Source organism: Pelorhabdus sp. sgz311002, from assembly GCF_056134285.1.
Genome location: NZ_JBWBCL010000004.1, coordinates 232,253 through 245,718, shown reverse-complemented (window position 1 = coordinate 245,718; position 13,466 = coordinate 232,253). Strand labels below are relative to the sequence as shown.

The window sequence follows — 13,466 nt, the reverse complement described above, 5'->3', positions numbered from 1 at the left end:
CTTGCCTTATTAGGCTGGATTCACTGCTGTTTTTATTTAATGAAGAGTGGCCGAATCGCTTATTCCATTATACAAAAAACCAACTTCATGACGGATCAAATATCGATATTCCATAAGCTCCATGGTACGTTCCCGCAGTCTTTCCTTATAAGTTCTCGCCGTAACAACAGGCCATATCGATCCACCTTGACGCGATAAAAAGGTATTGGCAAATTCGGCTTCTTTATTGTGCCAACGCAGCCAATTCTCTTCCGTATCAGCGAGCAGCGCCCTGTCTTTATCGCCTAGCTGCAGCCACAAATTCTGATATGTATTATCAAGTTCTTGTTCCCAAAGTTTTATATATTTTGATTCTAATTGAACATAATCAAGGGTTGTCTTCGCTTGCTTGAATTCAAGCTGATAGTCGCGGTCTAAAGCATTTTGATTAAACTGTTTGATAAAATCGCCACTCATATCATAGGCGCCGCTGGCCCCAGCCGTTCCGTAGTTTGACAAACAAATCAGCGAAAAAGCCAGAGCTATGAACAATTTCTTTCCTGCTTGTACCAAAAAAAGCCCCCCTTATTTAATAACGTGGTGAATAAACAGATCTTTTTCTGCTGCTAAGTCAAGTACCTTACCATTATCAAGCTGCACAATTGATTTTGCCGCCTGCTCCTTATTGATGCAAACAACACGAGCTTCTTGGCCATTTGTCAAGATAACACGGTTTCCTGAGAGAAAATTAAGCATATTATTACGAAAAATCATACAGGTTTTGGCATCGATCGAATAAATCTGCTCTCTTAGTTTATCTAAGCTTGTATAGGGACTAAGAGCTCCCGGCTTCTCCGCAGCGATTGTAAGCGCTTCGTCAAACAGATCAGCAATCGCTACAATGCGGGCATAGGGATGAATTTCATCGCCACTCAAACGATTAGGATAACCAGAGCCATCTACTCGCTCATGATGCTCCACAATTCCCGCTAGAACGCTCTCAGCAATCCCCTTAGCTTTTTTCGCTAAATCATAGCCAATCGTTGTATGGGATTTATACAATTCATATTGCTCAGGGGTCAATCGATTTACCCGATTTAAAATTTCCGGCGGTAGCTGAGATTTGCCAACATCATGAAGCAATCCGGCTAATGCAACGGCGCTCACGCTGTCAGCAGGATATTTCAACCAAGTAGCGATCAGCGCTGATACGGCGCTTACATTTACACTATGCCGAAACGTATAATCATCGCAATCAGGCAAGTTATAAAGCTGATCTACCATATTTTCAATCGTCACAACTTGCTCGGCAATCGTATCGGCGGTCTGAGTGAAAGTTTCTAGCGGCACTTCCTGGGTTTCGCGAATCGTATCAAACGTTTTTTGAACAATTGTCACAGACTGATTATAACTATTAATAAACTGTTGTACTTTGGGATCGGTAATAGGATTCATAAAAATTTCTGCAAAAATAAATATTTTGGCTATATTCCAATTCTGCATTGTCGTAATATGACTTTTTTGTAATACCGTTCCAGCTGTAACTAAAACGACACCATCAATTGATGTAACATCACGCGCTACTTCCATTCCTGGTACAAGAAAGCCAATCTGCTGCTCGACAATTTTACGAGCAGGTGCCGCTTCATCATGCATCGATCCTCACCTCATCTGCAAAATATATTCTTTTTCTGTATTAAGCTGCCGAAATCCTCCTTTTCAGCAAAATCAGCTTCACTAACATCTGCTTACATTCATAAGGCGCATCCTATGCCAATTATACCAAAAAGGTATGATTCCATGTGAATCTCATATTATATTTCAGTTTTCTTTTATGTTATCATTTACAATCAGATAATTAAGATAATATAAAGTTTGCTGGAGGATTGCTATGGTATCAACTGCACTTATCGAAAAGTTACAAAATATTGTCGGCTCAGACCAGGTTCTCACCTCAGAAATTGACCGTTTCGGCTATTCTTACGACTCCTCTTTTATTCCCTTTTCGTTGGAAAATACGCCTCATATTGTCGTACGTCCTCGGACAACGCAAGAAGTGTCGGCTATTATGACGCTTGCCCACACCGAAGAAATTCCCGTTACAGCGCGAGGCACTGCCAGCGGCCGAACTGGCGGTAGTATTCCCGTATGTGGCGGCATTTCACTGGCCCTAGACCGAATGAATACCATCTTGGAGCTTGACGAAAAAAACATGATGGTTACGGTAGAACCAGGCGTCCGCACTATGGAACTCTATAATTTTTGCGCTACGAAAGGTCTCTTTTATCCGCCTGATCCGGCTAGTTGGAAATATTCTACCCTGGGCGGAAACGTTGCAGAAAACGCCGGGGGCATGCGCGCAGTAAAATACGGCGTGACCAATAATTATGTCATGGGCCTTGAAGTCGTCCTCGCCGATGGCACCATTATCAACACAGGCGGTAAAGCCATTAAAAATGTAACAGGCTATAATCTAACAGCTCTGTTCACAGGCTCAGAGGGAACGCTGGGGATTGTAACCAAAATCATTTTGCGTCTGATCCCCATGCCGAAAGAACGCAATACATTGCAGCTCATGTTTCCTTCTTTAAACGGAGCCTGCGATACGATTCATAAAATGCTCCAATCAGGCGTCGTTCCCGCCGCGGCTGAGCTAATGGATAAAACAAGCATTCAAGCCGTTGCTCGCCATCGTCACCTTGATATCGACCAAGCAATTGAAGCTTGCGTCATCTTAGAAATTGACGGTGAAACCAAAGAAGATCTAATGAAACAAGCGGGACAGATCCAAAAAATTGCTAAAGAATTTAATGTTCGTGAAGTCCGTGTCGCCAAAACGCCGGAAGAAGCCGATAGCATCTGGTCGATTCGCCGTGGTTTAAGTTCTGCCATCGGCGCTATGGCGCCCAATCGCTTTGGCGAAGACATTTCCGTTCCCCGCGATGCTTTTCCGGAAGCCATTCGCCGCATTGGCAAAATCGCGAAAAAGTATGATTTAACGATTGCCGTATACGGTCATGCTGGCGATGGAAATGTCCATCCCTCTGTCTTATGCGACATTGCCAAAGAAGATGAAGCCCAGCGAGCCCATGAAGCAATTGATGAAATTTTTGCCGAAGCCTTAGCACTAGGCGGAACCCTATCAGGGGAACACGGTATTGGCCTCACCAAACGCCCTTATATCGAAAACGCTCTCGGTCAGGCTGGACTAGCTGTCTTAAAGAACGTGAAACAAGCCCTTGACCCGAAAGGTATTTTAAATCCCGCCAAGATCTGGCTGCCAGACGATAAGGAGGCTGCCCACAAATGAGTCAAGAACCAAACTTATTGGTGCAGGCTAACGAAATTGTCAGCCAATGTGATCGCTGCGGCACCTGCCTAACAGTCTGTCCACTCTTTGACGCCAAAAACATTGAAGCCTCGGCCGCCCGCGGTAAGAATAACCTGACTAGAGCACTCTATCAAGGTCTCTTACAGCCCTCAGACGAGCTGGAAAAGTCAGTTAACTTCTGCCTGTTATGCCGCACTTGCGTTGACAGCTGCCCCAACAAAGTTCAAACTGACCAAGCCATGATGTTTGTCCGGCAATATTTAGCTGATCGCTCTGGCGGTGCTGCCGTAAAATATAAAGCAATCGGTCAAATTATGAAAAACCGCTCGCTTGTGAAGCTGTCAGCTACAGCACTTACGGTCCTGCGTAAAACCAATCTCCAGGCTTTAGTCCCTTTCGGCATGGCGCCAAAGGAATTTTCCCGCGAAAAATATATGGCTGCTTTCGCCGGACCCGCTGTCCTCAAAAAGACACCGATTCAAAAGAAACCGATCATCACTAAAAACGCCAAAGTAGCCTATTTTCTTGGTTGCGGCATGAAAATGATGTTTCCTGAGGCTGTCAAAGAAACTAAGACCTTGCTGCAAAGCCTAACCAAGCCGCAATTTGTCGACAATGTCTGCTGCGGCATTCCTCATTTAGCGCACGGACTAAGAGAAGACTTTTTGAATCTGGCTAAAAAGAATATTATTCTCTATGAAGACGCTGATATCGTCGTAAGCGACTGCGCCAGTTGTAGTAGCACCTTAAAACAGGTTGCCGCTCATTTTACGAATGATCCTCTCTGGCAGGCCAAGGCGCAGGCCTTCAGTGAAAAGATCATGGATCTTACCGAATACCTTGTTAAAGCAGGCTATCAACCGCGGCAGACAACAACAGCAAAAGTAACCTTTCATGAGCCTTGTCACCTAGTGCGAGGTCAAAAACTACGGACTGAGCCGCGCGTCCTATTACAAGCGGCAGCCGATTACGTCGAAATGAGAGGTTCTGACAGCTGCTGCGGCGGCGCTGGCACCTTCCATATGGACTATCCCGCCATTTCTGATTCTCTGCTTGATAAAAAGCGGCAAAACATTGAAGACAGCGCCGCACAAATCGTTGTAACAGAGTGCCCTACTTGTCTCGTGCAAATGAATAAAGCCGCCCAAAAGAGCGGTGGCAAATTTAAAGTCATGCATATCAGTCAGATTTTATAAAGAAAATAAAAACAGACTGTTTCGCCAAAAGCTACTGCAGCTCGAAGGTGAAACAGTCTGTTTCATTAAGCAAGACTTCGTTCAATGATACCGGCCAAATCCTTTTGATTCAAAGCAACTAACGTATTAGCTAGGTTTTTAGCCTGAACGGCTTTGGCGCTAAAACGCTCTAATTCATCTTTTGTTACACTTTCTTTTTCACCTAGAAGGTGATCAAGAACCTGCTTAAATTCTACTAATTGCGAGAAGCCAAGACAGCGAAGAACCTCTTGTACTTTTTCCGGCTGGCTTGGCGCTAAAACTGCCAAATATTCGCCAAGCAACAGACCGTTAGCCCGCCCATGATCAATGCCTTTAAAGTACGTGAGCGAATAGCCCATGGCATGAACTGCCGTTGTCCCCGTATGCGCAATGACCATCCCCCCGAGCATGGATGCATATAAAAGTTTGGCCCGCACAGACTGATCAATTGGTCCAGTAAGCTGCTTTAAACATTCGCCGAGCAGCGTCATACTCTCAGTTGCAACCAAGCTGCTCATAGTCGTTGCCTTTGTAGAAAGATAGCCTTCCACCGCATGAGACAATGCGTCAACCGCCGTATGAATCGTTACTCGCTGCGGCAGATCGGCCATAAACCCCGGATCTAAAAAGGCCAGTTTCGGAAAAATCACTTCACTAGCAATACTTGTCTTAGTTTCTTCTTTCTCATTGGTCAAAATAGAATACTGCGTCACTTCACTGCCGGTACCAGCTGTAGTAGGCACAGCAACAACAGGCAGCACTGGCTGATCATAGGGACCGCTAAACAGGCGAACATCATCAACTTCATTATAAGTTAATACAGCGATTGCTTTTGCCGCATCCATGGGCGAGCCGCCGCCAATCCCGATAATAAAATCGGTTTTTTCCTCCCTGGCCAACTTTGCCGCTTCGCGGACTAAAGTAACTGAAGGATTACTGGAAATACGATCAAACAGCGTATAATCAATATTGCTTGCTGTTAAGGCCGCCGTAACCGCCGCCAGCGATCCATTTTGCGCCGAGCTTTTGCCGGTAGCAATAAAGGCTTTTGTGCCAAGCTGCTTGAACTGCGCCGCTTGCTCAGCCAAACAGTTTTCCCCAAAGAATACCTTGGTAGGCATATAAAAATTCAGTTTCATCGTAACACGCTCCTTAAAATCCAAATAGTTACTTTATTATAATAACAAGAAAAAAGAAGCGCCGTCTATGTAACAAGCCACCAAAAAAAGATGATTTTTCTGTATAAAAAGAACGAAAAAAATAATTATCCAGCAGGAATCTTTTTTTCTTTGACGAAATAGGAATTTAACGTTACAAACAAGAGGAGGTCTCTGAAATGTACGAACAACAAGTCATTGATCTTGTCAAAAGCGAAATCGCTTTTGTCGGCACAGTAGAGGACAATCGCCCTCATGTACGCCCCATGTATCCTTATATTGATAAGGATGGCCATATCTGGCTTTTCAATAGCTGTGAAACAAGACAATTCAGCGAAATTGAAAAAAATCCCCGCGTTGAACTTTGCGTCTATGGCAAAAATGGCGAACTTGTCAATATCTATGGTCGTCTCCATGCGCAACTAGGTATCCAAAAAGAATTAGCCGTGCAAAAAGAAATTATTTTTAGAGAAGTTCCGGCCTTACAAAAATACTTTACCGGACCGGATGACCCGAAACTTGTGTACTATCGTCTTGGCATTCATGAAATTCGCTATGTCCAAGATCACCATACAGCAACAACTCGTGTAAATTTGCCTCAGGAATACGACCCCGACATTGAAATGGCGCTCTGCCAAGGCGGCTTCTGCCTGGTAGAGTAACAACATAAAGAAGAAGCCCTCTGTACTAGCTTGCTGTTAAGCAAGGCTGGTAAGAGGGCTTCTTCTTATTTTAAAAAAAGTTTTATTTAAAGACGCCAAAGGGTTTCCCTAATGGCAGAAATGGCTTGTTAAACCACTTATTAAGAAACGTCGCGCCTGAACCGTAAAAGCCTAACATAGAGATTGTTAATTCTGTCCAAGCAGCAATCGAATGAGCCCAGTGAACCCCGAAGCTATCGAGCGCCAACGTAATAAATAATACATCAATTAAGACCATAATCGAAAAAATAATCTTATTCGTCTCTGCTGCCGCTACTGTCCCGAACAGCGAAAAAATAAGATACCCAATAAAGGCAAAACCAAGCTGTTTCAGATCGGCTGTATTCGCTAAAGTAGCGCCAAACACGCCGGCTTTAATCATCCAAGCCATAGCTACACTAATCCAGAACAGACCATAGGCGCCAAAAACAGTAGCGCCAAACAGATTATTATGCTTGAAATCATAAACGCAAGCCATCATCTGGGCAATAGAACCCAAAAAAATCGCCCAGGGAATCACGAAAGATACACCTGTAGTCCAGGCTAATTTTTGCGATGCCGCCACCAAAGTAACCATTGCTAAACCAAAAAGACCTAATGCGGAAGGGTCTGCGACAACAATTTGCATTTTTTGCTCATTTCCGTGACTCATTCCATACCTCCTTTAATATAATTCACAATAAAGATATCATAATGCAAGTAAATCGTCAATTATCGAATTATGATAGGTTTATCTTTTAAAAATGATGATTTATAACGATTTTTAAAGATAAATAAAGCATTATAAATATTTTTGAATATTTGATTTTTAGTGCTTTTATTATTTTTTTGTCAAAAAAAGGCCAGGAAGATGTTCTTCCTGGCGAACTTTACAGCTTAGCTCTTATAATCGTAGAAGCCTTTGCCTGTCTTTCTCCCTAAATACCCAGCCTGGACCATCTTCTTGAGCAGCGGACAAGGCCGATATTTAGGATCACCATAACCTTCATAGAGAACTTCCATTATCGCTAGTACCGTGTCATTGCCAATCAAGTCTGATAAAGCTAGCGGTCCCATGGGGTGATTAAAACCTAACTTCGCTACAGCATCAATATCTTCTACGGAAGCAACGCCCTCGGCATACGTAAAAATAGCTTCATTAATCATGGGAATCATAATACGATTGCCAGCAAAACCAGGCGCATCATGAATTGTCACCGGTGATTTGCCGGTCTGAACCGCCAAATTATAGACAGCTTGATACGTTTCTTCACTAGTGGCCAAACCACGAATGACTTCCACAAGCTTCATAACTGGCGCTGGATTAAAGAAATGCATCCCAATAAAGCGATCTGGTCGTTTCGTCTTAGCTGCTACAGCGGTAATCGGCAACGATGAAGTATTCGTGGCGAAAATGGTATGATCAGGACATAAAGCGTCGAGCTGACCAAAAATGTCCGCTTTAATGGCCATATTTTCAATAGCAGCTTCAATCACAAGATCCACTTTGCAGGCAGCTGCATCCATTTCGGTAACTGGACAAATCCGTTCTAAAATGGCCGCCGCTTCGGCTTCCGTTATTTTGCCTTTCTCAGCTTGCTTCGCCAGATTCTTTTGAATTCCCTGAAACCCTTTTTGAACAAATTCTTCTTTGATATCACGCAAAACTACGGCTAAACCGCTTTGCGCCATAACTTGAGCAATGCCGCTACCCATTTGTCCGGCGCCAATTACTAGCACTTTTTCTATAGCCATATTATCTCCTCCTTATATTCTTTCCACAATTGTCGCGATTCCTTGGCCGCCGCCAATGCAAAGCGTAGCTAGGCCGATCTTTTGATCGCGCTGTTTTAAGGCATGAAGCAATGTAACAAGAATCCGCGCCCCGCTGGCCCCAATCGGATGACCAATTGCAATCGCACCGCCATTGACATTCACTTTTTCTTGATCAAAGCCTAATTCTTTACCAACAGCCAAGAATTGCGCCGCAAAGGCTTCATTTGCTTCAATTAAATCAAGATCCGCTACAGAAAGACCAGCTTTCTGCAAAGCTTTCCGTGTAGCAGGAATCGGACCAATCCCCATAATGGACGGATCCACGCCAGCTGCACCATAGGAACGAATCTTCGCTAACGGCGTAAGCTTTAATTCGGCGCATTTTTCAGCGCTCATAATGACAAGCGCCGCAGCACCGTCATTAATTCCCGACGCATTAGCAGCTGTCACTGAACCATCTTTACGAAAAGCCGCCTTGAGTTTACCTACTGTTTCTTTAGTCGTACCCGCTTTCGGATATTCATCCACAGCAAAAACAGCCTCGCCCCGACGAGTTTTCAAGGTAACTGGTACAATTTCTTCTTTAAAAGCCCCCGCTTCAATGGCAGCAATCGCTCGTTGCTGTGATAATGCTGCGAGCTCATCTTGCATTTCGCGGGTAATACCAAACTTCTCTGCCACATTTTCGGCGGTAATACCCATATGATAATCTTCAAACGCGCACCATAAACCATCATGGATCATACTGTCAATTACTTTACTATGGCCCATACGATAGCCCCACCGCGCCTGATTGCCTAACAGATAGGGTGCATTCGACATGCTTTCCATGCCGCCTGCTACAATAATATCAGCATCGCCCGCAATAATAGCCTGTGCCGCTAGATTCACCGTCTTCAAACCACTGCCGCAAACTTTATTTACAGTAAATGCCGGAACTTCTTTCGGAATCCCCGCCTTAACAGCAGCCTGCCTTGCCGGATTCTGGCCAAGACCAGCCTGCAATACATTGCCCATAATCACTTCATCAACAAGCTCTGGATTCACTTTTGCTCGGCACAAGGCTTCACGAATTACGATTTCCCCTAATTCTACCGCCGACAGTGACGCCAATGAACCATTAAAACTGCCAACAGCCGTACGTACAGCACTCACAATAACTGCTTCTTTCATTAAAATACCCCCTCACAGTTTTCTCTCTTATTCTGGCAAGAGTCCCTTTGGCTCTCACGGTCTTTATATTGCAAGATCCATACCAGCTTTTCCGACAAAAATTAGACTTGGCTTTATTTGCAGAAAAGCCGTTCAAAATATACGTTTTCTTTAAAATAATCTGAAAATTAAAATGATAACTTTGTCTAACATGTCTATTATTTTGTTCGTATCATGTCTTGTTTTTCATCATTTGTGTCTATATACTGCAATTCCCGATAATTCTCCAAAAAGTTCACCGTCTTATTAAGTATATTTTTTCACAAAATATGTAAGAGCAGCAGGAATTCTAAATCATTCCTGCTGCTCCTATTTTTACAAAATTTCTTGTATTATATTCTCTTCCATCGCTAATCAGGGATTGACTGTAGCTTTAAAGACTTGTTTGCCATCTTTCATTTCGATGATTACCGCATTTTTTACGGCATCATGCGTCGCATTCAATGTAATATTTCCCGTAATTGCAGCAAAATCTTTTGTTGCCGCCAAAGCCTCACGGATCTTCGCCGGCTCTAAGCTATTAGCCTGCTGAATGGCGTGAATCAAAACATTGGCTGCATCATAGCCAAGTACCGCCATCGCATCAGGCGATTGGCCATATTCTTGTTTATAGGCAGCCACAAAAGCCTGCGATGTGGGATTTGTGTTATCAACCGCATAATGGTTCGTGAAATAAGTATTGTTAAGCGCTTCTGGCGTAGCAATCTCTACGAGTTTAGGCGAATCCCAACCATCGCCGCCAAGCATGGGCGATGTGATTCCAAGTTCTCTAGCTTGTTTTACAATCTTGCCTACTTCTTCATAATAACCAGGCACATAAATAATATCAGCATGTAACCCTTTGACTTTCGTCAAAATCGTTTTGAAATCCTGATCTTTCTGCAAATACGCTTCTTCAGCAAGCACGGCGCCGCCACCCTTAGTAAAGGCATTCTTGAAGAAAGCGGCCAACCCTTTACTATAGTCACTGCTGTTATCGACAAGAATAACAGCGCTCTTCAGTTTCAAATTATTTAAAACAAAGTTGGCGCCAACGGTCCCCTGGAAAGGATCAATAAAGCAAACTCGAAAAGTATAATCCTTTACCTTACCAGTGCCTTCGTCGACTGTTACTTTGGGATTTGTCGCCCCCACTGCCAACAGCGGTACTTTTACCGACTCAGCTACGCTCGAAGCGGCAATGGCATTAGAACTAGAAAAGATACCGGTAACAGCTGCTACACGATCTTGTGTCGCTAGTTTCGTCATGGCATTAGCCGATTCAGACGGCTCGCTTTTATTATCAGCCACTACGGCTTTAATTTGTTTTCCCAAGACGCCACCTTTCGCGTTCGCTTCTTTAATCGCTAGCTTCGCTCCATTCGTAGTAGAATTTCCCATGGTAGCGTTGCCGCCTGTTAATTCATTCAGTAGACCAATTTGCACTTCATTGGAAGAACTAGCGCCACAGCCCCCTAAAAAGCTGGCTGCCATCAGTACCAAAAGCGCCGCTGTCATACTCCGAAACCATTTTTTCCCCATCTCAAAATCTCTCCTTTTACAGCTATCGCTGCTTTCTTTACTGATCTGCGATGTACCTTACATGCAACGATGCCAAAAAGCTCCCCCAAAAACAAACAGAGTCAAATCAGCTATGATTTGACTCTGGAATCACAAAGAAAATACGAATAAAACAAACTAAATACATTCGCACTTTTTGTCTCTGTCCTTTTGCCTGAGAGCTTTGCCAGCAATTCTGCTGTATTTCACCTTCGGCGTCCGATGCGCTCGGATCTCTCCAGAGTCCCGTCCCTTTACGATATCACCCAATTTTATGAGTACCTGAGAGTTTTACTCCTTCGGCGGGCTGATTCAGCCTCTCTCTCGCAAACCTCATCCGGAAATATGTAGTTTTAGTGTGTACATCGAAAACGTTTATAATTATAAAACAAGATAGCTTAATATGCAAGTGTAATTAAATATAAAATTACACAGAAAATTTTTCTACGGCTGTCTTTAGATCTACAGCAAGATCAGCTAACCGTTTACTTGCCGATGCAATTTCCGCCATAGATGCAGCTTGTTCCTCTGTAGCGGCAGAAACAGTTTCAGCTTCCGCGGCTGTCTTACGACTCACTGTATCGACACCGTGAATTTCCTTAGCTACTGATTTGCTATGATCCGCCATTGTTTGGATCGAATCAGAAATCCCCTTCATCTGCTCTGATAAAGCTACAATGGCTATCATAATATTTTCTAGGGTTTTCCCAGCAGAATTCACGACTTCCCGACCAACGCGCACCCCTTCTGTACCAAGCTGTACCGCAGCAATCGCCTGATCCATATTCGTTTGATTTTCCTGAATCAGTAAAGTAACTTTCTGGGCAGCCTGATTGGATTGCTCAGCTAATTTCCTTACTTCTTCCGCTACGACGGCAAACCCACGGCCTTGCTCGCCGGCACGAGCCGCCTCAATTGCGGCATTCAAGGCCAATAAATTCGTTTGGCCAGCAATTTCCGAAATCATTGCCACGATCGGACGAATTGCATCTGATCCTTTTGCTAATTGTTCAATCGCGGCGGCTACTGCTTGTGACCCCGAATTAATCTGTTCCATTTGCCCTACTGCCTGTCCAACCGCTTTCTGGCCAATTTCAGCCTCTTTCGCCGTATTTTGAGCAATTCCCGCAGCAGCTTGAGCCGTCTCAGCTATTTGAGCTGTGCGATTCGACATGTTATCAATAATTTCAGCGATATGAGTCGCCGAAGCAGCCGTTGCCGCCATACCGCCAGCAATTTCCGTAATAGAATGCGCCACTAAATTCGAAGCCTGCGCCGATTGATCAGCGCTTTCCCTAAGCTGACTGCCTGAACTATTCACTGCCTCCGCTTGCTGTTTCACCCGCTGCACAAGCTGACACAGCGTAAGACGCATATCCGCAAAACTTTGCGCCAGTTGTCCCAGTTCATCGTCTGACTGCACTTTCGACGCAACAGGGCACAGATCCCCTCGGGCCAAAAGCTGGCATTCATCGCGAATCCATTGAATCGGTTTAGCAAAGTGATTACTAATCCAAATGATAAAAAACACGGCAGCTAATAAAGCGGCTATCGAGACAAAGAGCAGTGTTTTGGCCAATCGGTTCGTCGCTGCAAAAACTTCCGCCTCAGGCGCTGATACAATCGTAACCCACTGCTTCCCTCCTGGTAAGGAAATCGGCGCAAAGCCAGCCACATGACTAACCCCATCGAGATTTTTATATTGACCAATGACCGTCTTGCCACCAGCAACCGACGTAAAGTGAGCCGTAAACCGACTATCCACTTCTGGCAGCGTCGTTTTGACAGCATCACTAACTTTGCGATCCATAAAATTCACGTTGCCAACAAGTTCAGGTTGGCGCGAATGACCGATGAGCATGCCGTTATTGTCGGCAATCGCTACAAAACCAGTTTCCTTGAAACGACTGTCTTTAATTAAATCAGTAACCTTATCAAGCGATACATTGCCAGTAATAATCCCGGTCAAGTTTCCTTGCTCCAAAACAGGAACGGCAATGATAACCCCCATGCGCCCTGTCCCTCTTGTCAATATGGGGTCAGAAATATAAATCTTTTTCGTACTAACAACCGCTTTTACGTAGTCACGATCTGCTACATTTGTAGTTGTTCCATTATAACGAACCCCTTCACCCGACGGTAAAAGGTAGTTAATATTATCAAAATTACCGATACGGTCATGAGTTTCTTGTAGCAACTTGACAATCAGCCCCATATCATTATGATTTTTCACAGTCCAGTTACTAGCCAAATTTTCAAGATCAATAACCCGTTCGTTAATAGCATCCCGCACTTGATGTGAGTAATCAGAACTCATGGCCAGTGCTGTTTCTCTGGCGCTCTGCTCTAAGGCTTGATTGGAAAAATAATAGCCGATGCCTGATAAAATACTAAAGGCAAATAATAAAAATGGTAATAATAACAACATGAGTTTCGTACGAACTGTTGTGATTTTCATCGCCATTCTCCTTTCAATTTGTCAAATCATTTCTCCACAAAGCTGATCCGTTTCTCTCCTATCTTCATTGAATGCTCCTAGCATCATTATCGAATAAAACTAAATCCAAGTAAAGCA

The 13,466-nt window shown here is 44.0% G+C and carries 11 protein-coding genes and 2 riboswitches; of the genes, 3 read left to right on the top strand and 8 right to left on the bottom strand.

Going from position 1 to position 13,466, the window contains the following annotated elements; all coding sequences use genetic code 11:
* Nucleotides 1-36: 36 nt before the first annotated feature.
* On the bottom strand, nt 37-552 hold the full coding sequence (locus AC0NJP_RS08825) for a lysozyme inhibitor LprI family protein (RefSeq protein ID WP_474039555.1): 516 nt from the start codon (nt 550-552) through the stop codon (nt 37-39).
* 12 nt (nt 553-564) lie between these two features.
* Nucleotides 565-1,635: an HD-GYP domain-containing protein gene (locus AC0NJP_RS08820; RefSeq protein WP_474699556.1), complete on the bottom strand. Its 1,071-nt coding sequence runs from the start codon at nt 1,633-1,635 to the stop codon at nt 565-567.
* 235 nt (nt 1,636-1,870) lie between these two features.
* Here AC0NJP_RS08820 and AC0NJP_RS08815 point away from each other — a divergent pair, with 235 nt between their 5' ends.
* Both AC0NJP_RS08815 and AC0NJP_RS08810 read left to right on the top strand, forming a co-directional pair.
* Nucleotides 1,871-3,289, top strand: a complete 1,419-nt coding sequence (locus AC0NJP_RS08815; RefSeq protein WP_474699555.1) for an FAD-binding oxidoreductase — start codon at nt 1,871-1,873, stop codon at nt 3,287-3,289.
* On the top strand, nt 3,286-4,506 hold the full coding sequence (locus tag AC0NJP_RS08810; protein ID WP_474699554.1) for a (Fe-S)-binding protein: 1,221 nt from the start codon (nt 3,286-3,288) through the stop codon (nt 4,504-4,506). The genes AC0NJP_RS08815 and AC0NJP_RS08810 overlap by 4 nt, the downstream gene beginning before the upstream one ends.
* A gap of 65 nt (nt 4,507-4,571) precedes the next feature.
* On the opposite strand, the gene AC0NJP_RS08805 is transcribed toward AC0NJP_RS08810, so the two are convergent.
* Nucleotides 4,572-5,666, bottom strand: a complete 1,095-nt coding sequence (locus AC0NJP_RS08805; RefSeq protein WP_474699553.1) for an iron-containing alcohol dehydrogenase family protein — start codon at nt 5,664-5,666, stop codon at nt 4,572-4,574.
* A gap of 197 nt (nt 5,667-5,863) precedes the next feature.
* Between AC0NJP_RS08805 and AC0NJP_RS08800 the strand changes: the two genes are divergently transcribed.
* On the top strand, nt 5,864-6,346 hold the full coding sequence (locus tag AC0NJP_RS08800) for a pyridoxamine 5'-phosphate oxidase family protein (protein WP_474039560.1): 483 nt from the start codon (nt 5,864-5,866) through the stop codon (nt 6,344-6,346).
* Between the two features lie 82 nt (nt 6,347-6,428).
* Here AC0NJP_RS08800 and AC0NJP_RS08795 read toward each other — a convergent pair whose 3' ends face one another.
* From AC0NJP_RS08795 to AC0NJP_RS08775, 5 genes are all read right to left on the bottom strand, one after another.
* Entirely contained in the window at nt 6,429-7,037 is a 609-nt protein-coding gene (locus AC0NJP_RS08795) for an acetate uptake transporter (RefSeq protein ID WP_474699552.1), read from the bottom strand.
* A 224-nt stretch (nt 7,038-7,261) separates the two neighbouring features.
* Entirely contained in the window at nt 7,262-8,119 is an 858-nt protein-coding gene (locus AC0NJP_RS08790) for a 3-hydroxybutyryl-CoA dehydrogenase (protein ID WP_474699551.1), read from the bottom strand.
* A gap of 12 nt (nt 8,120-8,131) precedes the next feature.
* Complete coding sequence (locus tag AC0NJP_RS08785) at nt 8,132-9,313, bottom strand: acetyl-CoA C-acetyltransferase (protein ID WP_474699550.1); 1,182 nt, start codon at nt 9,311-9,313, stop codon at nt 8,132-8,134.
* Between the two features lie 393 nt (nt 9,314-9,706).
* Entirely contained in the window at nt 9,707-10,873 is a 1,167-nt protein-coding gene (locus AC0NJP_RS08780) for an ABC transporter substrate-binding protein (RefSeq protein WP_474039564.1), read from the bottom strand.
* A gap of 171 nt (nt 10,874-11,044) precedes the next feature.
* A riboswitch (glycine riboswitch) is annotated at nt 11,045-11,143 on the bottom strand.
* A gap of 12 nt (nt 11,144-11,155) precedes the next feature.
* A riboswitch (glycine riboswitch) is annotated at nt 11,156-11,228 on the bottom strand.
* Nucleotides 11,229-11,318: 90 nt separating this feature from the next.
* On the bottom strand, nt 11,319-13,349 hold the full coding sequence (locus tag AC0NJP_RS08775; protein ID WP_474699549.1) for a methyl-accepting chemotaxis protein: 2,031 nt from the start codon (nt 13,347-13,349) through the stop codon (nt 11,319-11,321).
* Between the last annotated feature and the right edge of the window lie 117 nt (nt 13,350-13,466).

Bases quoted from the DNA above. Each gene is read 5' to 3' on its own strand.
- AC0NJP_RS08820 (WP_474699556.1), bottom strand. From the start codon at position 1,635: ATGCATGATGAAGCGGCACCTGCTCGTAAAATTGTCGAGCAGCAGATT.
- AC0NJP_RS08780 (WP_474039564.1), bottom strand. From the start codon at position 10,873: ATGGGGAAAAAATGGTTTCGGAGTATGACAGCGGCGCTTTTGGTACTG.
- AC0NJP_RS08800 (WP_474039560.1), top strand. From the start codon at position 5,864: ATGTACGAACAACAAGTCATTGATCTTGTCAAAAGCGAAATCGCTTTT.
- AC0NJP_RS08790 (WP_474699551.1), bottom strand. From the start codon at position 8,119: ATGGCTATAGAAAAAGTGCTAGTAATTGGCGCCGGACAAATGGGTAGC.
- AC0NJP_RS08785 (WP_474699550.1), bottom strand. From the start codon at position 9,313: ATGAAAGAAGCAGTTATTGTGAGTGCTGTACGTACGGCTGTTGGCAGT.
- AC0NJP_RS08795 (WP_474699552.1), bottom strand. From the start codon at position 7,037: ATGAGTCACGGAAATGAGCAAAAAATGCAAATTGTTGTCGCAGACCCT.
- AC0NJP_RS08815 (WP_474699555.1), top strand. From the start codon at position 1,871: ATGGTATCAACTGCACTTATCGAAAAGTTACAAAATATTGTCGGCTCA.
- AC0NJP_RS08805 (WP_474699553.1), bottom strand. From the start codon at position 5,666: ATGAAACTGAATTTTTATATGCCTACCAAGGTATTCTTTGGGGAAAAC.
- AC0NJP_RS08810 (WP_474699554.1), top strand. From the start codon at position 3,286: ATGAGTCAAGAACCAAACTTATTGGTGCAGGCTAACGAAATTGTCAGC.
- AC0NJP_RS08775 (WP_474699549.1), bottom strand. From the start codon at position 13,349: ATGAAAATCACAACAGTTCGTACGAAACTCATGTTGTTATTATTACCA.